The organism is Pseudomonas reidholzensis (assembly GCF_900536025.1).
Classification (GTDB): Bacteria; Pseudomonadota; Gammaproteobacteria; order Pseudomonadales; family Pseudomonadaceae; genus Aquipseudomonas; species Aquipseudomonas reidholzensis.
Genome location: NZ_UNOZ01000027.1, coordinates 107,529 through 128,262, shown reverse-complemented (window position 1 = coordinate 128,262; position 20,734 = coordinate 107,529). Strand labels below are relative to the sequence as shown.

The window sequence follows — 20,734 nt, the reverse complement described above, 5'->3', positions numbered from 1 at the left end:
TAGCCTCTGGGCACTCTGACAAGGCAGCTCGGAGTGGGCTTCATTCAGGTGGTTGGGCGATCGCACTACCCCGCTGCCCGGTGTAAAGCCGGTGAATCAGCGGCGGTTGATATCACTGTAGCAGTACCCTGCAAGCAGTGCGGTTCGACGCCTACCGGCCATCGTTTTTGGCTGATTCAGCCGTTTCCAGGGCCGCGCGTCAGAGCGTGCGCGGCGGATTTCTGGCGCCCTCCTGCGCGGTTTTGCGACACAGCAGCGTGCGCAGCAGGAACATCGGATTGCCGATCACATAGCGCTTGAACAGCCGTTTCGGTTCCTTGAGCAGGCGGTAGACCCACTCGCCGCCCACTCGCCGCAGCCAACGCGGTGCCCGCGTCACCTTGCCACCGAGAAAGTCGATGATCGCGCCCCCACAGACCACCAGGCACGGCCTGCCAGCAGCCGCCAACCTCGCCGCTATGGCTTCCTGCCTGGGCATGCCCATGCCGAGAATGATCAGCGCCGGCTGCAACTCACGGTCCAGCGCCAGGTAGTGGTCGACGTCGGCAAAGCCATGCAGGGTCGAGACCACCTGCACCCCAAAGCGTGCCTGGCAGTGCTGCGCGGCCTGGCTCAGGTAGGGCTCCTCGGTGCCCCAGAACGCCACATGGCGGCCTTTGAATGCCGCCAGCAAGGCAGGAATGAAGTCGGTGCCGTTCATGTTCAGGCCCGGTTCCAGACCGACCCGGCGAAACAGGATCTTCATCCCGGCGCCGTCGCGCAACAGCACGTCGGCCGCTGACAGCGCCTGGTGATAAGCCGTGTCGCTGACCACCAGGTTCATCGCGTGGGCATTGACGAACCCCAGCACCGTCGGCCTGTCCGGGGCGGCCAGTGTCGTCACCAGCCGTTGCTGGTCGGCGGCGTCCGTCACCACCTGGAGTTTTTCGATAAGTGCCTTCCAGCGCTGCTGCCACGCCCAGTCCGTCATTGGCTGTCATCCCGTTTCGAACGCACCCACTCCACCTGGCGTTTCAGCAGGAAACCCAGGTACAGCGGGATTTTTTTCGCCGCGTAGAACGGCGCGTAGAGCAACACCGAAAACGGGATGAGCTCGCGGGAGAATCGCCCCCACGCCAGCAACACCGCCGCGCCAAGCATCGCCATGGCGGCCGTGGCGATCAACGCCGGCGCCAGCACGCCAAACACCCCGCAGGCCAGCCAGGTCAGGCCGAACACCGCCATCAGCGCCAGGCTGAGCAAGGCCAGCGGCGGCACCAGCAGGTCCAGCGCCATGGCCAGCAACGGGCCGTTGCGCCGGGCCAGCGCATCGCGCACCAGCCGCGGGCCTTCCGCCAGCAACACCCCCAGATGACCGTGCTCCCAGCGTTTGCGCTGGCTGGCCAGGCCTTCTTCATTGGTCGGGAACAGGCTGGTGACCTGCGCGTCTGGGCAAAACAGCGGCGGCTTGCCGTTGCGGCAGAAGTCCAGGCCCAGCTTCAGGTCTTCGACCAGGTGCCCGGTGGCCAGGTTGCTCGCGGCCAGGTCCGGCCAGCTGAAGGCCATGCCGGTGCCCATCAGTTGGCACGGCAAGCCGATGCGCGCCCAGCCGCGTGGGCGCACCAGGTTCTTCACCCGCCAGGCAAACTCGGCAATCTGGATTTTCAGCCCGGCGCCCGGTGGCGCGCACATCAGGTCGAGGGCCTGCACCGGCCGGCCGCTGTCGATGCAACGCCGCGCCAGGTGGTCGATGGAACCTGGGCTGACCTGGCAATCGGCATCGATCACCACCACCACCTGCGGCGGCGCCTCGGCCAGGTGGCGCACGCCGTAATCCAGCGCGTAGCCCTTGCCGCGCAGGTGCGCATGCGCGCGCTCGACCACCTCTGCGCCTGCAGCACGGGCCAGGGCCGCCGTCTGATCGCTGCAGTTGTCGGCGACCACCAGCACCCGGTCGCCCTCGCCCAGTTGCCCGCGAATGCTCTCCAGGCTGCGGACGATGACTGCGGCCTCGTTGTGCGCCGGCATCAGCACCGCCACCCGCGGCCGCGGCCCCTGGCCGGCGGGCGGCACGCGCGCCGGCAGGCAGGCCAGCAGGACCTGGGCGAACAGCACCAGCACCGGCAACAGGATCAGCAGCGCCACCGCGCTCAACAGCCAGCTCAGTACAGTCATCATGCGCATGCCTTGAAGTAGCCGGCCAACTTGGCCGCCTCGGTATCGATGTCGTGACGCTCCAGCACGCGCTGGTAGGCTGCGTCGCCCATGCGCTGCAACACGTCGGCGGGTTGCGCCAGGCAGTCGGCCATGGCCGCGGCCAGCTCGTCCACCGCGCCCGCGGGGAACAACCAGCCGTTTTCCCCGGGGCGAACCAGCTCGGGGATGCCCGCCACAAAGGTGGTCAGCACCGGTCGGCGCAGGGCCATGGCCTCCATGATCACCACCGGCAGGCCCTCGGCGAAACTCGGCAGCACCAGGGCGCGGGCGGCAAGGATCTCCTCGCGGACCTGGGCGCTGCTGATCCAGCCGGTAATGCGCACCTGCGCCTGCAGGCCATGCTCGGCGATCAACGCGTCGATCTGCGCGCGCATCTCGCCATCGCCGGCCAGTACCAGCTCGAACGGTACGCCTTTGGCGGCGAGTATGCGCGCGGCCTCGAGCAACAACAGCTGGCCCTTCTGCTCGCACAGGCGGCCCACGCATACCAACCGAGGCGCCGCCGGCGCGGCCACCGGCGCGACCGCATGGAAGCTGGGCTCCAGGCCGCAATGCACCACCTTGACCTTGCCCCAGTGTGCATGCGCCACCCAGCGGTACAGCTGGCTGCGCCCGTAGGAGCTGACCGCCGCGACAAAGGCGGCGCGGCGGACTTTTTCACCCATGTGCAGGAACTGCGGCTTGTCGAACTCCTCAGGCCCATGCACGGTAAAGCTGAAGGCCGGCCCGCCAAGGACGTTGGCGAGCATCACCACCTCGGTCGAGTTGGTGCCGAAATGCGCGTGCACGTGCTCGGCCGAAAACGCCTGCAACCACTGCACCACGCGGCAGGCTTCGGCCAGGTAGACCAGGTGGTACGGTAATGGCCGGTCGGCGCGCAGGCCCATGCGCAGGCTCAGCCACAGCGCCGCGAAAAACCGTCTTGGCTCGGCGCGCAGCACCTGCAGCATCGGCCCCAGCAGGCCTTTGACGCCGTCCTGCAGCACATAGCGGGTCTTCTCGCGCTCGGCGATGTCTTCCTCGTCCTGCAACTCGCCATCCCAACCCCGCAAGGCAATCCGCTGGACCTCCAGGCCCTGGCGCTCCAGGGCGAGAATTTCGCGACGAATGAAACTGTGACTGACCTTGGGGTACTGATTGATGAAATAAGCTATGCGCATAGAAATCCGAATCAATGCCTGAACGATGAAAGAATCAGGCCCGCCCCGGCGACCGCTGGCCCGCTACTTCAGGCTGTCGATCGCCGACGGCTGGCTACCTGCCGTTGCACCTACGCTGAGCACTTCCTCATAGATCCCCTGGAGTTCCAGGGCCTGGTCGCTGAACAAGGTGATGCTGTCCTTGAAGGTGTTGCGGTGCTGGGCAAAGCGCGCCGGGTTGTCGAGGATCTCGGCCAGGGCCTGGCGCAGGTAACGTTCATCGGCGCTCAACGGGATGATGGTGCCGTTGACGCCATCGACGATGTCTTCCACCGCGCCGCCGGCGTGCGTGGTGATCACCCAGACATCGCGCACCAGCGCTTCGCGCACGGCCAGGCCGAAGGTTTCCTTGCACTGCGTGGGAAACAGCAGCACGTCGATGCCCGAGAAGAATTCGTCCATGTTGGCCTGGGTGTAGCCGGGGATGATGCTGACCGTGCCGGGGATCTTGATGCTGTGCCGGTTGAATGAGCGAAAGCCCATGTGCAGCAGGTTGTCGACCACCTTCAGCTCGTAGTCGGCGCGATCGAGCGTGGCAAATGCGCGGACGATCAGGTCGATGCCCTTGACCGTGGAGTTGCCGCCGACAAAGCCGAAGCGCAGGGTCTGGCCCGGCTGTTTATGGTAGTCGGCGCCCGGCGCCATGATGCCGTTGCGGTTGACGCGGATTTTCGTCGCATCGAAGCCGTTGGCGATGTACAGGTCCTTGGTGAAGCGGCTGGGTGCCAGCAGCAGGTTGGCTTTCTTCAAGGTGCTGGCCAGCAATTTTTGCCGGTAGTCGTTCAACGGCGCATCGTCTACGCACTTGGCGCACACCTCGAGGCTCACCGTGGTCTGCCCGCAGTAGCGGCCCTGGTTGTTGATCATGAACTGGCGCCCGCAGATCCACCAGGCGTCATGCAGGGTGACCACGAACGGAATACCGGCCCGCGCGCAGCAGTCGGCCAACTGCGCACCGAGGCCCTGGATCGAGTGCAGGTGGACCAGGTCCGGGGCGACGCTCCTGAGCACCGCGTCGAACACCGGGACGGTGGCCAGGTTCTCGAAGATTTCCCGCTGCGAGATGTTCTCCGACAGCCCCATGCCAAACACCGCCGCCCCCTGCGCTTCATAGCGGTGCAGGGTGTACAGCGGCTGCTCGGTGGACGGCAAGGCGGTGAAGATGAACTGCTGCCAGCGCGAGGTGGCGCCCAGCAGCCGGGTCATCTGTTCGGCAACCACCGTGGCACCGCCAAAGCTCCTCGGCGCGAAGAAGATGTTCGCCGAGAGGATGCGCCGGGTGCGCGGGCTCGGCGGCGGCGGGAACACCTGCGCGAGCTGCTCGGTGTCCAGGCTGGCCTCGCCGGCCGCGCTCTGCACCAGGTCGACCTGGCTGGCACCGGCGTCACGCATGGCCTGGGCCAGGGCCGGGGTCGCGGCGATCGCCCGATCACTGGCCAGCAGCGCTTGGCGATAGAGGGCGACGGCGGCCATGACGCTGTGTTGGGTCGCCTCGCTCAAGGCCGCCACGTCCGCCCGCTGGCGGTAGGCCTCAGGGTCGAAGATCTGCTCATCGGCGTCCCAGCAGCAGCTGACCTTGAGCCGCCGCGCCTCCTGGTACAGCGCCGCCACTTCGGCCACGGCCGGCAGCCGATGGAAGATCACGCTCGAGCAGGTCTGCAACGCCGTCAGGCAGGCGTGCGGGTTGCGCCAGTCGACCACCTGGCAACGGTAGCCGAGGCTCGACAGCGCTTGGCGTGCCTGCTCTGGCCGGGCTTGCAGGCGCTGGTCGGGCTCGAACTCGCTGACCAGCAAGACATCGCGCGGGAACAGCGCACTGGCCGCCACACTGGGCTCGGGCAGCAACACCCCTGCCCCCTTGGCTGCGGCGCTTTGCCAGAACAGGCCAAGCCCCTGCTTGCCCAATTCGCGGCAGATCTTGCGCAGGGTCGGCAGGATCCCGGCCTTGCGCACGTAAGCGAGCAAGCGTTGGTCGGCGCGCGGCTCGGTGGTCAGCCGGCGGAGGATCGTGGCGACCCTGGCCGACAGCGAGCGGGACGTGGCCGGGGGTTCGTCCTGGGGCAGCCTCAGGGCGACGCCCAGGCGTTGCCGGTGGCCCTGCAGCTGGCGCTGTTCGTCGTTGCCGGGGATCGCCGCGGCGATCCGCGCGAAGACCTCGTCGAGCAGCTCATGGCGGCGACGGTACATGGCCCGTTTCTTCGGCGCGATGTCGTCTGCCGAGCGCTTGGCCGGCGCCAACGGGATGCTGAAGAAATCTTCGCGCTCGGACGGCGCCGCGCCATTTTCCATCCAGATGACGTCGTAGTTGCCCGCCAGCTCCTTGGCCTTTTCGGCGCCGAAATAGGGGTGGCGATGGTGGCGATAGGCATCGCCGACCGCATAGATGCGTGCCGCCCCGACCGTGCGGGCCAGGCATTTGATCGCCTCGATGAGGAAACTGCGCGGCCGCAGCCCCTCGAAGTCCTTGGTCAGGTCGCGGTAGATGGCCAGCGAGCGCTCGCTGTCGATGCCCTTGTGGATCCCCTGTACGGCGCCGATCACCAGGTACAGCTGGCCCTGGAGGCGGCACAGGCTGAACGCCAGCGAGGCCACCCGCACCTCCTCCTGGAACAGGTTGAGCACCAGCTCGCCTTCGCGCTGGAACCACACCGGCCGGTCCAGGACCAGGCTGCAGCCAGGGGAATAGCTCGACAGGTCACACAGCGTCAGCGCCTCATCGCGCCCCAGCAACAGCAGGCTTGGCAGGTAGCGGGTGACTTCCTCATAGTGCGCCGCGACCACGCCAAGGCGCATCTCGGCGTCCCACGCCTTGCTGATATACGGCCACTGCACCACGCCGACCGTGTCGGCGCCCAGCTGGTCGACCCCGTGCTTGCCCAGCGCCGTGGTCATGCGCTGCATGAACCCGCTCAGCTCCGGCCAGTACGTGATCATCAGCACGACCAACTTGCGCTTGTTGTTCAGTGCCCGCAACGAATACCCGGGCTGCACCGCGAGTACGCTTTTCACTAGTGATCCGAGCATCATAGGCTTCTCACTTGTACTCGATCAGGGCGGCTTTGCCGGCGAACAACCTGTTCAACACGAACTTCATCTGGCCGAGCATCTCCGGGAACTTGCCCAGCACCAGAAACACCGCCTGCAGCCAGTTCTCGCGCGCCGAGCGGGCGCCACGACGCGCCAGGCGCATGGCTTGCAGCGGGTAGATCAACAGCAACAGCAGCCATTGGCCGCCCAGCAGCACACTGGCCAGGACGATCAGCAACGGCACCACCAGCCCCCACAGCCACGCCCGCCGCGACTCGCGCAGCCAGTGCCGCTCGGGCGGCGCGCCGTGCAGCGCGGCACCTTCGGCGAAGGCATAGCCGGTGCGCAGGCTGCGCCGCCACCACTGGCTGAAGCGGGTCATGGCAGCATCGTGCAGGGTCATCTCGGCGGCCAGGCGCCAGATCTTCCAACCGGCGGCGCGCAGGCGCACACACAGCTCGGGCTCTTCTCCGGCGATCAGGCCTGGGCTGTAACCACCCACCGCCGTGAAGGCGTCGACCCGCATCAGCGCATCCCCGCCGCAAGCCCTGGCTTCGCCGACTGGGGTGTCCCACTCCAGGTCACACAGCAGGTTGTACACCGACTGGTCGGGGAAGCGCTCACGGCGGCGCCCGCACACCACCGCAACCTGCGGGTGCTGCTCGAGAAACGCCTGGGCGCTGGCCAGCCAGCCGGCCGCCACCTCGCAATCACCGTCGACGAACTGCACATGGCGCAGGTCCGGCCACAGCCGTTGCAGACGGGCAAAGCCCTCGTTGCGCGCGCGCGCCGCGGTAAACGGCGTGGCCAGGTCCAGGGCGAGCACCTCGACGCCATGGCTGAGTGCCCGCTGCACGGAGCCGTCGGTCGACCCCGAATCCACATACACCACCTGATCCGCCCCACCGGCCAACGACGCCAGGCAGCGCTCCAGGCGCAAACCTTCGTTACGACCGATTACCACCACCCCGATGCCTGTCACCATGAGCCTCACTCGCCAGTGTTCAACGCAACCCTGCAGGTCCAGCTCCACACGCCAACGGCCGGCTCACGAACACTCCATGGCCTGGGTCGGCTTGCGGCTCTTGATGGTCGCCGGCACGCCCACCGCCAGGCAGTTGTCCGGCACGTCGATCAACACCACCGCATTGGAGCCGATCACCACGTTGTCACCAATGCGGATATTGCCCAGCAGCTTGGCCCCGGCACCGATGTCGACGTTGTTGCCGATCACCGGCGCGGTCGGCTCGCTGACATTCTTCAAACCCACCACCACGCCGTTGCGGATCCGGCAGTCATCGCCAAACCGAGCATAGCCACTGATGATGATCCCGCCGAAATGGTCGATGACGAAGTTGCGGCCGACCACCACTTCGCACGGCAGCTCGACCCCGGTGATGATCTGCACCAGCTTGAACAGCACCTTGTAGACCCATGAGCAGAGCTTGCGCAGCAACGCCGGGCGCACGCCGTAACGCCAGCGGCCAAAGCGGTACACCAGCATCACCCAGAAGCCCTGGGCACCCCAGTCACCGCCGTATGCACGCAAGTCCGCGCGAATATTGTCGAACATGGCTTCACCTACCGTGTGGGTTGGCTTGCGAATCGGGTGGCGAACAACAGCTTCCAGGTGATGACGCTGTGCCGCCAGCAGGCGTGGATGGCGGCCCAGCCGCGCCCCTTCAACAGCGCCTTGAGGGCCAGCACCAGGTCCCCCAGGCACACCAGCAGCATGTGCAGGATCAGCCCCGAGACACCGTGGTGCTTACGGAAGTACAGCAGCTCGCTTTCGATCTGGTAGGCCGAGATCTGCCGGCTCGCGGCCTCCAGCTCGGCGACCGACTTGGAGCTTTCGCCGCCGATGTGCACGACCGTGGTGTGCGGGTAGAACACCACTTTCCAGCCGGCCTGCTTGACCCGTTTGCAGTGGTCGACCTCCTCGTAATAAAGGAAGTAACGCGGGTCGAACAGGCCGACCTGGTCGAGCACTTCACGGCGCACCAGGTAGAAGCAGCCGGGCAGCCAGTCACACTCGCGCACCGCGTCATGCTCCCAGCTCATCTCGTCGACCATCTTTACCCACGGGAAAAACCGCCCGAGCCCGGCCCGCGCGACGAACATGTTGAACGGCGTCGGGAAATACCGGCAACTCGGTTGCAGGTCGCCGTCACGGCCGACCAGGCGCACCCCCAGCACCCCGCAGTCGGGGTTGGCGTCCATGTAGGCAATGGTCTTCTCCAGGCTGTCGGCGGCAACGAACGCATCGGTGTTGAGCAGTAGCGCGTACTTGCCCTGCAAGTGTTCCAGCAGCTGATTGTTGGCCCGGCCAAACCCGACGTTCTTGGTGTTGCTCAGCAACAAGGCGTCCGGGCAGACCTCGGCCATGCGCTGCACCGAATCGTCTGCCGAGGCGTTGTCCACCACCAGGTAACTCGCCAGCGTTTCGCCGTCGGCCTTGCGCAGCGCGTCGAACATCGGCTGCAGCAAGGCCGCGGTATTGAAGTTGACCACCATCACATCGACGGGCTTTCTAACCATTTTTACCGTCCCGGAAGAAGTACTCACCCCGCTCGGCGGCCAGGGTCGGCTCGATCTCAGCGTCATAGGCGCCCTCGCGCTGCTTGACCAGGTCGATCCACGGGTACTCGGCACACCGCGCCTCGATCCGCTTGATCAGCTCTTCGACGGTGCAGATGACCTTTGCCGGGTTGCCGCCTACCACGGTGCCGGGGGGCACGTCCTTGGTCACCACCGCGCCGGCGGCGACCACCGAATCCGGCCCGATGGTCACACGCGGCATGACGATCGCACCGTAGCCGATGAAGCAGTTGTCCTTGATGTCGATGAAACCGACCGAGTCGAGGTGTTTGCCGTAGCGCACCTCGATCAGCGCGACCACCGCGTCATGGCCGATCAGGGTGCAGTCAGACAAGCCGACGTAGCTGCCCAGCCGCACCAGGCCCGGGTCGGTAATGTTGCACCCGATATTGATGTGCACGTTGGTGCCGACCGAGTGAAACTTGCCCCAGCGCGACAGGTACGCGCCCCAGTCTCGCGCATTGGGGTTGAACAATCGTTTATAGGTCGAGCCGCCTCGCCCGGTTGAGTTGACGTAGTAGGTGAATGCGCTCCGTAGCCATCCAAACATTCTGCTAGCCTCGCAAAAAAACCATCCTGGACTGTCCTTGAGGCGAATTCGGTCTCGTTCTTCTTGGTGCTGACCGGCTTCACCCACCCTTCTCAACCGTACTTCAGCCAATGGCCTTGCATCTCACGCCAGCGCTCCACGCGCCGTTTTCAGTTTTTCATCGAGGTGGTCGGCCAGGCGCACGGCGAACTGCAGCAGCGGCATGGTCGGGTTGGAAGCGCCGCCGGTGGCGAAGATGCTGCTGCCGGCCACATACAGGTTTGGCGTACCAAATACCTTGCAGTCGCTGTCGACCACGCCAAACTTGGCCGATGACGCCATGCGCGTGGTGCCCATGTGGTGCGCATGCGGGGTCATCTTCAGCGGCTGCGAGCTGTCGTAGACGCATTCGTTGAGCTTGACGAAGCCCATCCCGCGGGCGGCGAACTGCTTGGCCAGCTCCGCGCCAATGCACTTGATGGTGTGCCGGTCATCATCGCTGACGACCCAGTTGACATTGACCTTGGCGACACCCAGCGGGTCTTTTTCATCGATCAGGGTGATGCGGCTCTGCCGGTTCGGCAGCTGCTCGATCATGCTGCCGATGACGCCGTCGCCGGGGCAACTGAACTTGGCAATGAATTCGATCTTGCTGGCGACGCCCATGTCGCAGGCCAGGCTTTCCAGAAAGTGCTTGACCTCGGCGGTCCTGCCGTAGGCGCGCACATCCGACAGCACCGAGGTGGACACATTACCCTTGCCTGCGCGGTACTCGGCCACGAAGGCATCGGTGGTGTAGTACTGGTGCGCGTCGGCGTCCTGCCCCTGGCCAAGGATGAAGGTGCCCATGTCGACATTCATGTGCTCCATGAAGCACCGCCCGACCAAGCCGTCCTCGGTGACCACGCCGGCCGCACGCAGCGATTCGCTGTTGAGCAACTGGCGGGCGTTTTCGATGGCGCCGGTGGCGAGGATGAACTGCCCCGCCAGCAGGCGCTGACGCTGCAGTTGGTAATCCGACACGACCACCGCCGCCACCCGCTGGGCGCCGGGGTCGAACTCGAGGTCGACGCAGTTGCAGTTGATGAACACATCGAGCCCGGGGGTTTCATTGAGCGCGGTGGCGTATTTCTGCGCGAAGCGGGTCGGCGGGCTGAGCAGAAAGCGGTCGGCCTCGAAGTCCTCGCCGCCCAGGCTGGCGTTCATCGCGCGAAAATCCGCCCCTTGCGGCAAGTCGACGATGTCCATGGCCGCCGCCAGGTAATGGTCGAACTCGGCAAAGGGGATGGGCCAGCCCGGCAGGTCGCCGGGCGGGGCTACGGCAAAATCGGAGGCGACCAACGGTCGGCAGCGCCCGGCCCAGTGATTCGAGGTGCCGCCCAGAAAACGCAGGCGGGTTTCGTCCGGGTAGAGTTCCAGGCCGGTCTCGGTGCACGCGTAGAGTGCTTGCGAGCGCGCTGAAAACTCGTGCCCTCCGCCTTCCAGCAGCACGACCTTCCAGCCTGCCCCGGCCAGGCGCAAGGCCAGGGTGATGCCGGCCGGGCCGGCACCGATGATGCACACGTCGTAATCGTCGCGCAGGCCCTTCTCGGTCTCATAGTCCTTGATCATGCCTGGCCGTCCTTGAAGTACCGGGCAGGCAGCACCCAGCCATTGATGACGACAAACCCCGCAGGGTCGGCCGGCTTGCTCGCAGCGCTTGCGTTGACGCCAAACAGCGCCCCGCCAACGCCCAGCACGGCACAACTACGGAGAAACCCCCTACGACCCAACAGCGGACTGCAAAACTGAAGTTTCCCCATGATCCCAAGACCTATGCCATTAGTATTTTTAGACGTTCAGTCGCTGCATTGCCAGCCGCCGGCGCTCGCCGGAACGGCTAAATGGGTATCAAAGCCAGTTGAAGAAATGCGTCGCCGCCATCCCGCACAGCGCCCCCAGCGCCAGCATGGGTAACACCACCAGTTCGCGCTTGAGGTCGAACATGTCCAGCTTGCAATTGACGTAGACGATCAGCACCAGGGTCGGCAAGGTGTGCAAGGCGACCCCCCAGATCGCATAGTCGACCCCGCCCAGGGCCAGCAGCAGCGGGATCAACGCCCATAGCGAGACCAGCCGGATGATGTTGTCGATGGCCTGGTACTTGGTCAGCCCGAGTGCCACCCACAGCTGATGGGCCACGGTATAGCGCATGGTGAAGAACGACAGCGAAAGAATAGCCAGCATAGAACCTGCACCGGCATAACGCTCGTCGTACATCAGGCCGATGAGCAGCGGGCTGCCGGTCAGGAACAGCCCGCAGGCGAACAGCATGGCCAGGTCGATGACCAGCTTGAAACGGTAGTACAGGGCCCTCAGCCGCGCCGTGTCGCCGTCCCGCGCCGCCTCGCTGAAGGCCGGCAGTGCCACCGACCCGGCCAGCCTCAGCACGCCGATCTGCAGCGAGCCGAGAATCAGCACGGCAATCGAATAGACGCCCAGCTGGGCCGCCGTCATGCTCGCGCCGAACCACATCCGGTCGCCGTACATGGCCAGTACCCCGACCATCGACGACAGCAGGATCCAGCGACCGAACACGGTCATTTCCTGCAGCACGCTGCGGTCCCATTGCAGGCGATTGCGCGGCCCATCCAGCGCCACGTGGCCCAGCACGGTGCCAACCAGGGCGGACACCAGGCCCGCCACCACCAACGACCAGATCGAGCGGGTCAGGTAGCCGATCACCAGCATGGTCAGCAAACCGGCCACTTGCGAGGCCAGTTCGATGAGTACCACGCGCTTTTGTTGGAAAGTTCGTACAGCGACATCTATCTTGGTCGATTGGAAGCCGCCGATGATCGCCGACAGCGCCGTCACGGCCAGCACCGCAGGCAGGATCGGAGCGGCATAGGTGGAGTCGGCGGGCCACAGGTTGGCCAGTTGCGCCAGCCAGGCGCCCACGGCCAGCAGCAGGGTCAGGCCGAAGAGGATGAAGCCACGGACGATCTGCACGGTCCAGGCGGTGTTGAGGAACAGCGGGTCGTCGCCGCGCTGGCTCTGGATGATGTTCTGCCGCAAACCGACATCGGAGAGCAGGTGCAGCAGCACTGAAACGGTGGTGGCGATGATCATCACGCCGAACATTTCCGGCATCAGCAGCCGGGCCATGATCAGGTTGCCACCCAGTCGCATCGCTTGCGAGGCCAGCAGCGACACTATGTTCCATGCCCCGGCCCAGATCGCGCGGCTACGCAGGCTCACGGGAGTAGACACATCAATCGACGGCATGACTTCAATCTCTGACTGAATGGCTAGAAATCACTATAGTTTCAATTAGCCATGATGCGAGCCTTCGTCAACCAAGGGACAGGTGCCATAGCCAATGCCAGAACATTTTCGTGCGCTGATCGTCATTGTCTTCCTGGCTGGCGTGGTTTTTGCCATGGCCCGCACCCCCTCCACCGACCTGATCCCCGAGGCCGATTTCAAGCGACGGCGTAATCTGTGGTTCCTGCTGACCTTTGTGGCGTTCTTTTCCCACAGCTTCTGGGTGTATGCCGCGGTGGCGGCGGTCATCATGTACCTGGCTCAGCGGCGTGAACGCAACGTCGTGGCGCTGTTCTTCATCCTGCTGTTCATGATTCCCCCGGCCTCGGTGCAGATCCCCGGCTTTGGCGTGATCAACTACCTGTTCGAACTCAACCACATCCGCCTGCTGGCGCTGTTCGTGCTGTTGCCGGCGGCGCTGGCGCTGAGCCGGCAGAGCGACACCCTGCCCTTCGGCCGCAGCTTGCCGGACAAGCTGCTCGGGGCCGCCGTAGTGCTGATGGGCCTGCTGTACCTGCGCGAAACCACGCTCACCGACACCTTGCGCCAGATGCTCTCGCTGTACCTCGATGTGTTCCTGCCGTACTACGTGGTCAGCCGCGCCCTGAAGACCCTCAGCGACTTCAAGGATGCCTTGCTGGCGTTCGTCCTGGCCGGGTTCGTCCTGTCGCTGACGGCCGTCGCCGAGTTCACCCGCCACTGGCTGCTGTACAACGGCCTGCTCGAGGCCATGGGCGTGGACTGGAGCATGTCCAGCTACCTCAGCCGCGGCGGTTCGCTGCGCGCCAGCGCCACTACTGGCCAGGCCATCGCGCTGGGCTACGTGATCAGCGTGGCGATCGGCCTGTTCCTGTTCGTCCAGGGCTATGTGCGCAGCACGTTGCAGCGCGTCCTGGGCGCCCTGCTGCTGGCGGCCGGGCTGATCGTCCCGCTGTCGCGCGGGCCGTGGATCGGCGCAGCAGTGATCGTCGTCATGTTCATCGCCACCGGGCGCCACGCGGTCAAGCGCCTCACGGTGCTGGCGCTGGCCGGCATCCTGGCCATGCCGCTGCTGACGGTGGTGCCCGGCGGGCAAAAGGTGCTCGACCTGCTGCCGTTCATCGGCAACGTCGAGAAAGAGAACATCACCTACCGCGAGCGCCTGCTCGACAACTCGTGGATCGTCATAAAGCGCTACCCGCTGTTCGGCTCGTTCGATTTCCGCAATACCCCGGAAATGCAGTCGATGATCCAGGGCGAGGGCATCATCGACATCGTCAACACCTACGTCAGCCTGGCGCTGCGGGTCGGCCTGGTCGGGCTGTCGCTGTTCGTCGGCTTCTTCGTCAGCGTGATGCTCGGGATCCGCAAGGCCATGCGCACCTTCGACGACCACGACAACGAATATCGCCTGCTCGGGCGGGCGCTGTTCGCCACCTTGCTGGGCATCATGCTGATCATCTTCACCGTCAGCAGCATCACCGTCATCCCCATCGTCTACTGGTCGGTCGGGGGTCTGGGCGTGGCCTACATCCAGATGGTCCGCCGGCTAAGGTCCGCCCCGAACACAGTGCTTGCCCCCTCCAGCCTCCAACCCAGGTAAAGCCCATGACTGCAATTTCCCTGCGCCCGCTGCTCTGCGGGTCGGCACTGGTTGGCCTGCTGCTGATGCCACTGGCCGGCTGGACGGCGGACTGGAGCGTCAGCGTCGATGAACGCAACGGCCTGCCGACCGTCAGCCATGGCGGCGGCCCGGCGATGATCTCGCGCTTCGACTTCTGGGCCGGCGACTGGCGCTGGACCGGCTTCGGCACGGCCTTCAAGACCCTTGCACCGTTCAGCTACAGCCTGATCGGCAAGAACCCGGACCTGGACTTCGACCTGAAAGCCGCCATCGAACGGTCACAGCCACAGACCCTGACCTGGACCTTCGACCTCGACGCCCACAGCAAAAAGGCCGGCGTAGAGGGCGGCGGCATGGTCTTCAGCTTCGACTCGGGGCTGATCGCCGGGGCGATGGGCGCCCCGGTGCTGCTGCCCGACAACCGCGGCTGGTCGTGGGGCGGCAGCGCCCAGGGCCGGCGCATCGAGATGCGCTTCGATCCGCCGCTGGCCCGGGTGTTCTTCGAGCGCGGCGACGCCAGCGAGCTGCGCGCGTTCTTCTACAAGGACCCGATCCTGCCGGGCCGCCAGCAGATCAAGGCGGTGCTCAATGTCACCGGCGACATCTCCCTCGCGCCAACCGCCAGCGAGCGTTTCGGCCTGACCGACCCCACCCGCTGGCCGGACGACCAGATCGACTACCGCACCGCGCCGGTCGACCTGTCGTTTCTCAACGCCGAGGAAAAACCCGCCGGCAAGCGCGGCTTCGTCAAGGCGGTGGGTGAGCAACTGATGTTCGCCGACAACACGCCCGCACGCTTCTGGGGCACCAACATGTCGGCCTACGCGATCTTCAGCAGCTCTGACGAGGAGATCAAGCTGCAGGCCAAGCGCCTGTCGGCACTGGGTTTCAACCTGCTGCGCCTGCACCACCATGATTCGCCCTGGGTCAGCCCGAACATCTTTGGCGACGGCCAGAAACTGCGCGACACCCAGCAACTGAGCGCCGAGTCACTGCGCAAGATCGACTGGTGGATCAAATGCCTCAAGGACGAAGGGATCTACGTCTGGCTCGACCTGCATGTCGAGCGCGCCCTGACTGCCAACGACCACATCTATGGCTTTGACGAGCTGCCCAATGACGAAGGCCGCGCCGGCCTCAAGGGCTACGCCTACGTCAACGTCACGATCCAGCAGGCGATGAAGCGCTTCGCCGAGCAGTACCTGACCCACGTCAACGCCTACACCGGCCTTGCCTACAAGGACGATCCAGCGATTGCCGCGGTGTTGCTGACCAATGAAAACGACATCACCCAGCACTTCGGCAACGCCTTGCTGCCGGACAAGGACGTGCCCAAGCACAGCCGCCTGTACATGGACGAGGCCAAGGTCTTTGCCCGGCGTCATGACCTGCCCGCGGAGCAGACCTGGCGGTCCTGGGAGCAAGGCCCGTCGAAGCTGTTTCTCAATGACCTTGAGCGCCGCTGGAACGAAGACATGATCGGTTACCTGCACGGCCTGGGGGTCAAGGTGCCGATCGTCACCACCAGCACCTGGGGGCTCAACGGCCTGACATCGCTGCCGGCACTGACCGCCGGCGACATGATCGACGCGCACAGTTATGGCGGTATCGGCCAGCTCGAGAAGAACCCGCTGAGCAGCGACGGCATGATCAACTGGCTGGGCGCGGCGCAAGTCGTCGGCTTGCCGATGACGGTCACCGAGTGGAACGCCGAGCCCTTCCCCACCCCCGACCGCCACTCGCTGCCGCTGTACGTGGCCGGCACGGCCGCCTACCAGGGCTGGGATGCGATGATGCACTACGCCTACAGCCAGCAGGGCTTCAACCGTGAATGGATGCGCGCGGACAACTGGCACGCCTACAACGACCCGGCGCTGATCGCCACCCTGCCCGCCGCCGCGCTGCTCTACCGGCGTGCGGATGTCCATGAAGCGCGCACCCGTTATGTGTTCGCGCCCAGCGCCAGCACCCTGTTCGACCGCGCCATCACGCCGAACAGTTCGGTGCTGCTGCGCACGGCCATGGAAAAGGGCAAGCTGCAGATCGCCATGCCCGAAACCCCTCAGCTGCCCTGGTTGAAGCCGAGCGTGATCGCCGCCGACGCCCAGGTGCTGCGCGACCCGGACCAGTCGCTGCTGGAGGCCAACGCCAGCGAGTCGGTGTCGGACACCGGCGAGCTCAAGCGCAACTGGCAGCAAGGCCTCTACACCATCGACACGCCCCGGACCCAGGCGGCGACCGGTTGGCTCGGTGGGCGCTCGGTCAGCCTGGCGGATATCCAGCTGCAGCTGAAAACCGCCTACGCCAGTGTCGTGGTGCAGAGCCTGGACGCCAAGCCGCTGCACCAGTCACGGTCGTTGCTGATCTCGCTGGGGACCCGCGCCGTACCCCGGCCCGAGGACATGACGCCGTTCTACGTCGAACCGCTCGAAGGCACGCTGAAGATAAAGGCGCCGGCCGGCTTGAAGGTGTTCAGCCAGAATGCCGCGGGCGAGCCGACGGTGCTGCCGGCGAGCTATCAGGACGGCCGCTACACCCTCGAATTCGACGGCAAGCGCATGTCCAACTGGCTATTTATCAGATAACCGCCACGCGGGCTGCCAAGCAGCCCGCATTCACCCTCACTGCACCGGCAGGAAGTTCATCAGCAGCAGGCTCTGGGCGTAGTTGAGGCCAATCCGCCGATAGCGTTCATCGAGCATCTGCGCCAACAGGTCCAGCCGCGCGACGATCTTGCCGAACTCCACGGCAAAGCTGAGGTTGCTGCCCTCCTCGGAAATCTCATTGGAGAACAGCAGCAGGACACCATTGGCGTCTTGCCGTTGACTGAGCATCCAGGTGGCTTTTTCGATGTTGCGCGCCGCGTTGTTGACGAACAGCGGGTCGATCGCATCGGTCATGTAGAACTCGGTGCGCCCGCCATGGGCGGTGATGATCATGCTGCCGATGGCATAGATGAACGCGCCGACCCGATCGCCGCGAAACTCCGGGCTCAAGGCATAGCTCAGCGCCGCCAGGTCACGCCGATCGCCCAGTTGCGCCAGCGGTTGACGCTGCTCGATGGCCAGCCGGATCTGCCGTTCGGCCGTGGCCGCGTCGAGGTAGCCGGACTGCTTCCACTGGTTGGGATTGCGCAGGTACAGCTTGTTCATCAGCAGGTACAAGCTCTGCAGGTTGTCGCGCATCGACAGGCTGGCCATGCGGTCGACGCTGGTCTGGAACAGCTCGCTGGGCTTGCCTTCACCGAACTGGCTGACGATGTCGCGCCCCTGTTGCTGGGTGCACGCGCACAGGGCGATCAGGGCGCCTGCCAGGAGCAGGCGGGAGCAAGGTCGGGAGGCTGAGGCAAGCATTGGCACCGGGGTCTGAGATCAACGACGGTGCCGGGGATCGGCGCTGCCTGATCAGACATAGAGCGCGCAAATCGGAAAAAGTGCGGTAGCGGCCTGGCCGCAATGCCAGTCAGTCAAGACTTGGTCGCGTGTTTTGGGGGCGCTTTGCGGGCCTTTCTGAGCGGGCCGGGGTGCCGTTCAAGGCCGCTCCCACAGTATCAGCGCTTGTCCCGTGAATAGGGTTCTTCACGGGTTATTGGGATCGTTGCCTGGAGTGCCGGGGTTCGATTGGTGAGCTTATCCGGTGGGTGTGGTGCTGCTGATGGCCCCTTCCGCCCTTACGGCGGGTCACTTTTTTTCTTGGAAAAAAGTAACCAAAAACCGCTTGCTCCTACATACGGCCCTTCGCTGCGCTACGGGTTCCCTCACTCCGGCCTTGCTCCCGTGAGGACCGCGCCGGACGGGCCTTCCTGGCCCGCGGCGCTTGCCGGCCATCCATGGCCGTCACCTCACTCCGCAAGACCTCCATTCGGCCTCCTGAAGTCGCAGTAGATCAAGAGCCAGATCAAAGGCCAGATCAAGTGCCACGGCAACGGCTGGCGAATCGCTGCGCTCTCGCTGGTTTATAAGGGCGGTACAGCGCGTCAGCGCCAGAACTTGTACTGGCAGTCCCGGCCTCTTCGCGGGGCAAGCCCGCTCCCACAGGATAGCGTCGCTCGTTCGGTCAGCGGAGATCCTGTGGGAGCGGGCTTGCCCCGCGAAAGTGCCTGAATAGCCACCACCGATGCCACTATCGAAGATAACGCCAGCCCAGGCACCACCCCTAACTTGGCGACCTCAGGAGGCCGAACGGAGGTCTTGCGGAGCGAGGTGACGGCCATGGATGGCCGGCAAGCGCCGCGGGCCAGGAAGGCCCGTCCGGCGCGGTCCTCGCGGGAGCAAGGCCGGAGTGAGGGAACCCGCAGCGCAGCGGAGGGCCGTATGTGGGAGCCGGCGGTTTTTGGTTACTTTTTTCCAAGAAAAAAAGTGACCCGCCGTAAGGGCGGAAGGGGCCCTAAGCGCCACCAAATCGAATGGATCAACCCCAACGCCCAACGCCTCTACACCGAACACACGCAAAAAACAGGAGCGTCACGCGGTCGGCGCCGGACCGGTCGGAAAGGGCTGCGTAGCGGCCCCAGCTTCTTGACTGACTGGCACTAGGCCTGGCCCGGCCGCGCGAGTAGGCCGGGCTGTCGCACCCTTACTGGGCGTGACGCAACATCTCCAGCACCTGCGCATGCAGCGCCGGATCACCGCAGGCGACCACGCAACCGCCTTTCTGCGCCGAGCTGCCATCCCAGGCGGTAATCACCCCGCCGGCACCTTCGATGATCGGCATCAATGCCTGCACGTCGTAAGGCTGCAGGCTGGCCTCGACGATCACATCGACAAAGCCCGAGGCGAGCATGCAGTAGGCGTAGCAGTCACCGCCGTAGCGCATCAGGCGCGCCTTGCCGGCGACCGCTTCGAAGGCGGCCTTGCGCTCGGCCGTGTCGAACATGTCCGGGGTAGTGCACATCAGCGTCGCCGCAGCCAGGTCGGTGCAGGCACGGGTCTTCAGCGGCGCACTGCCGAGCCAGGCCCCTTCTGGCGTGCCGATGAAGCGCTCACCGGTGAACGGCTGGTTCATCACGCCGACCACCGGCCGTTCGCCGTCGTTGAGGGCGATCAGGGTGCCCCACAGCGGCAGCCCGGTGATGAACGCACGGGTACCGTCGATCGGGTCGAGCACCCAGGTCAGCGGGCTGCTGCCCAGCGCCACGCCCTGCTCCTCGCCGAGGATGCCGTGCTCGGGATAACGCGCCTCGATCAATGCGCGCATGGCGTCTTCGGCAGCCTTGTCGGCCACGGTCACCGGGTCGTACAGGCGCCCGCCCTTGTCCTCGACATCCAGGCTGGCGCGAAAATACGGCTTGATCGCCGCAGCGGCGGCATCGGCCAACTGTTCAGCGAACGCGCGGTATTCGCCAATCTGTTCAGCGCTCAGGGACATGGGCAAGGCCTCTTCGAATGATGGGGCCCGCATCATACCCGAGCGAATCGGCAGATGGGGCTACGAACACCTATCTGCGCCGAAGCCACTATAATGCCACCATCGGCCCTTCATTTAACCGTCACTCAATCGTTGTACTAGGATAGCAACCACTCCCGCCGCGTTTTTACCCAGTCCAGGATCGTGACTGCGGTGCTGGCGGGGTACCCGCACCACGGCCCCTCATGGACGACACGATGAATTCACACCTGCTCTACCCGCAGATCGGCAAGGTCATTGCCAGCACGGGCAGCCGCCAGTTCCCGCGCATGCTGCATGACCTGATCCACGCCCACCTGACCATCGACGCCACGCAGATTCGCCAGTTGCGCGAGCCGCCTGCCAGCTGCAGCGCCGAGTCGACCTTGCTCAATGAAACGGTGTTTTCCTCGCAGGCGCGCGCCGATGACCATTTGCGCGACGCTTCGCGGCTGCACCTGTTCCGCCGCAAGGACGATTACCGCTACGAGATCCACGTGCTGCGTGCCGATTCGGCCGACGGCTTTTCTGCGCTGGAGCGCAGCCGCCTGGACGACATTTCGACCTTGCTGCTGCCGATGCTGGAAAAACACATCGATGCCCTGCAGCCCACCGCCCCCGAACGCAGCGCGCCAGAAAGCATCGAGCAGCGGTTTGTCGAGCGCCTCGCGCAGTCGGGGCTGAACCTGTCAGAACGCGAGTGCCAGGTGTGCCTGGGGCTGCTGGCCGGGCACACCGCCCCGGAGCAAGCCGAGCGCCTGGCACTCAAGGTCAATACCGTGGAGAGCTACCTGCGCCGTGCGGCGATCAAGCTGGGGATCAGCGGGCGCCATTCGTTGATGCGCTGGATGTATGCCCAGGCGTGAGTGAAGGGGGCCGCTTTGCGGCCCC

15 protein-coding genes and 1 pseudogene are annotated in these 20,734 nt (G+C 65.2%); 3 read left to right on the top strand and 13 right to left on the bottom strand.

Annotated elements, in window-relative coordinates; all coding sequences use genetic code 11:
• Positions 1 to 199 precede the first annotated feature (199 nt).
• From CCOS865_RS17680 to CCOS865_RS17630, 11 genes and pseudogenes are all read right to left on the bottom strand, one after another.
• Positions 200 to 970, bottom strand: coding sequence for a WecB/TagA/CpsF family glycosyltransferase (locus tag CCOS865_RS17680; RefSeq protein ID WP_119143154.1), 771 nt, complete (start codon positions 968 to 970; stop codon positions 200 to 202).
• Positions 967 to 2,157: a glycosyltransferase family 2 protein gene (locus CCOS865_RS17675; protein WP_119143152.1), complete on the bottom strand. Its 1,191-nt coding sequence runs from the start codon at positions 2,155 to 2,157 to the stop codon at positions 967 to 969. The genes CCOS865_RS17680 and CCOS865_RS17675 overlap by 4 nt, the downstream gene beginning before the upstream one ends.
• Positions 2,154 to 3,356, bottom strand: coding sequence for a glycosyltransferase (locus CCOS865_RS17670; RefSeq protein WP_119143150.1), 1,203 nt, complete (start codon positions 3,354 to 3,356; stop codon positions 2,154 to 2,156). Before CCOS865_RS17670 ends, CCOS865_RS17675 begins: the two co-directional genes overlap by 4 nt.
• Positions 3,357 to 3,419: 63 nt before the next feature.
• Positions 3,420 to 4,787 carry a glycosyltransferase family 4 protein gene (locus CCOS865_RS28615; RefSeq protein ID WP_341868388.1) on the bottom strand — a complete coding sequence of 456 codons (1,368 nt, stop codon included), beginning with the start codon at positions 4,785 to 4,787 and terminating at the stop codon, positions 3,420 to 3,422.
• 651 nt (positions 4,788 to 5,438) lie between these two features.
• Positions 5,439 to 6,422 (bottom strand): annotated as a pseudogene (locus CCOS865_RS28610) (DUF535 family protein); the annotation flags it as partial.
• 7 nt (positions 6,423 to 6,429) lie between these two features.
• On the bottom strand, positions 6,430 to 7,407 hold the full coding sequence (locus CCOS865_RS17660; RefSeq protein ID WP_119143146.1) for a glycosyltransferase family 2 protein: 978 nt from the start codon (positions 7,405 to 7,407) through the stop codon (positions 6,430 to 6,432).
• A 63-nt stretch (positions 7,408 to 7,470) separates the two neighbouring features.
• Complete coding sequence (locus CCOS865_RS17655; RefSeq protein ID WP_119143144.1) at positions 7,471 to 7,995, bottom strand: serine O-acetyltransferase; 525 nt, start codon at positions 7,993 to 7,995, stop codon at positions 7,471 to 7,473.
• A gap of 8 nt (positions 7,996 to 8,003) precedes the next feature.
• The gene (locus tag CCOS865_RS17650; RefSeq protein WP_119143143.1) at positions 8,004 to 8,960 is read right to left on the bottom strand and encodes a glycosyltransferase family 2 protein; all 957 of its coding nucleotides are present in this window, start codon (positions 8,958 to 8,960) and stop codon (positions 8,004 to 8,006) included.
• The gene (locus tag CCOS865_RS17645; protein ID WP_119143141.1) at positions 8,953 to 9,570 is read right to left on the bottom strand and encodes an acyltransferase; all 618 of its coding nucleotides are present in this window, start codon (positions 9,568 to 9,570) and stop codon (positions 8,953 to 8,955) included. Before CCOS865_RS17645 ends, CCOS865_RS17650 begins: the two co-directional genes overlap by 8 nt.
• Before the next feature lie 123 nt (positions 9,571 to 9,693).
• Positions 9,694 to 11,160, bottom strand: coding sequence for an FAD-dependent oxidoreductase (locus CCOS865_RS17640; protein WP_119143139.1), 1,467 nt, complete (start codon positions 11,158 to 11,160; stop codon positions 9,694 to 9,696).
• Between the two features lie 279 nt (positions 11,161 to 11,439).
• Positions 11,440 to 12,816: an oligosaccharide flippase family protein gene (locus tag CCOS865_RS17630; RefSeq protein ID WP_119143135.1), complete on the bottom strand. Its 1,377-nt coding sequence runs from the start codon at positions 12,814 to 12,816 to the stop codon at positions 11,440 to 11,442.
• Between the two features lie 94 nt (positions 12,817 to 12,910).
• Between CCOS865_RS17630 and CCOS865_RS17625 the strand changes: the two genes are divergently transcribed.
• A complete protein-coding gene (locus tag CCOS865_RS17625) occupies positions 12,911 to 14,437 on the top strand; it encodes an O-antigen ligase family protein (protein ID WP_119143133.1) in 1,527 nt (508 codons plus the stop codon).
• A 5-nt stretch (positions 14,438 to 14,442) separates the two neighbouring features.
• Positions 14,443 to 17,043 carry a glycoside hydrolase 5 family protein gene (locus tag CCOS865_RS17620; RefSeq protein WP_119143131.1) on the top strand — a complete coding sequence of 867 codons (2,601 nt, stop codon included), beginning with the start codon at positions 14,443 to 14,445 and terminating at the stop codon, positions 17,041 to 17,043.
• 36 nt (positions 17,044 to 17,079) lie between these two features.
• On the opposite strand, the gene CCOS865_RS17615 is transcribed toward CCOS865_RS17620, so the two are convergent.
• Together CCOS865_RS17615 and hisN are read right to left on the bottom strand one after the other, a co-directional pair.
• Positions 17,080 to 17,811: a hypothetical protein gene (locus CCOS865_RS17615; RefSeq protein WP_119143129.1), complete on the bottom strand. Its 732-nt coding sequence runs from the start codon at positions 17,809 to 17,811 to the stop codon at positions 17,080 to 17,082.
• A 1,222-nt stretch (positions 17,812 to 19,033) separates the two neighbouring features.
• Positions 19,034 to 19,825, bottom strand: a complete 792-nt coding sequence (gene hisN, locus CCOS865_RS17610) for a histidinol-phosphatase (RefSeq protein WP_119143127.1) — start codon at positions 19,823 to 19,825, stop codon at positions 19,034 to 19,036.
• Between the two features lie 236 nt (positions 19,826 to 20,061).
• Here hisN and CCOS865_RS17605 point away from each other — a divergent pair, with 236 nt between their 5' ends.
• Positions 20,062 to 20,709, top strand: coding sequence for a helix-turn-helix transcriptional regulator (locus CCOS865_RS17605; RefSeq protein WP_119143125.1), 648 nt, complete (start codon positions 20,062 to 20,064; stop codon positions 20,707 to 20,709).
• The last annotated feature ends 25 nt before the right edge of the window (positions 20,710 to 20,734 follow it).

Bases quoted from the DNA above. Each gene is read 5' to 3' on its own strand.
- CCOS865_RS17680 (WP_119143154.1), bottom strand. From the start codon at position 970: ATGACGGACTGGGCGTGGCAGCAGCGCTGGAAGGCACTTATCGAAAAA.
- CCOS865_RS17675 (WP_119143152.1), bottom strand. From the start codon at position 2,157: ATGATGACTGTACTGAGCTGGCTGTTGAGCGCGGTGGCGCTGCTGATC.
- CCOS865_RS17670 (WP_119143150.1), bottom strand. From the start codon at position 3,356: ATGCGCATAGCTTATTTCATCAATCAGTACCCCAAGGTCAGTCACAGT.
- CCOS865_RS28615 (WP_341868388.1), bottom strand. From the start codon at position 4,787: ATGCGTGACGCCGGTGCCAGCCAGGTCGACCTGGTGCAGAGCGCGGCC.
- CCOS865_RS17660 (WP_119143146.1), bottom strand. From the start codon at position 7,407: ATGGTGACAGGCATCGGGGTGGTGGTAATCGGTCGTAACGAAGGTTTG.
- CCOS865_RS17655 (WP_119143144.1), bottom strand. From the start codon at position 7,995: ATGTTCGACAATATTCGCGCGGACTTGCGTGCATACGGCGGTGACTGG.
- CCOS865_RS17650 (WP_119143143.1), bottom strand. From the start codon at position 8,960: ATGGTTAGAAAGCCCGTCGATGTGATGGTGGTCAACTTCAATACCGCG.
- CCOS865_RS17645 (WP_119143141.1), bottom strand. From the start codon at position 9,570: ATGTTTGGATGGCTACGGAGCGCATTCACCTACTACGTCAACTCAACC.
- CCOS865_RS17640 (WP_119143139.1), bottom strand. From the start codon at position 11,160: ATGATCAAGGACTATGAGACCGAGAAGGGCCTGCGCGACGATTACGAC.
- CCOS865_RS17630 (WP_119143135.1), bottom strand. From the start codon at position 12,816: ATGCCGTCGATTGATGTGTCTACTCCCGTGAGCCTGCGTAGCCGCGCG.
- CCOS865_RS17625 (WP_119143133.1), top strand. From the start codon at position 12,911: ATGCCAGAACATTTTCGTGCGCTGATCGTCATTGTCTTCCTGGCTGGC.
- CCOS865_RS17620 (WP_119143131.1), top strand. From the start codon at position 14,443: ATGACTGCAATTTCCCTGCGCCCGCTGCTCTGCGGGTCGGCACTGGTT.
- CCOS865_RS17615 (WP_119143129.1), bottom strand. From the start codon at position 17,811: ATGCTTGCCTCAGCCTCCCGACCTTGCTCCCGCCTGCTCCTGGCAGGC.
- hisN (WP_119143127.1), bottom strand. From the start codon at position 19,825: ATGTCCCTGAGCGCTGAACAGATTGGCGAATACCGCGCGTTCGCTGAA.
- CCOS865_RS17605 (WP_119143125.1), top strand. From the start codon at position 20,062: ATGAATTCACACCTGCTCTACCCGCAGATCGGCAAGGTCATTGCCAGC.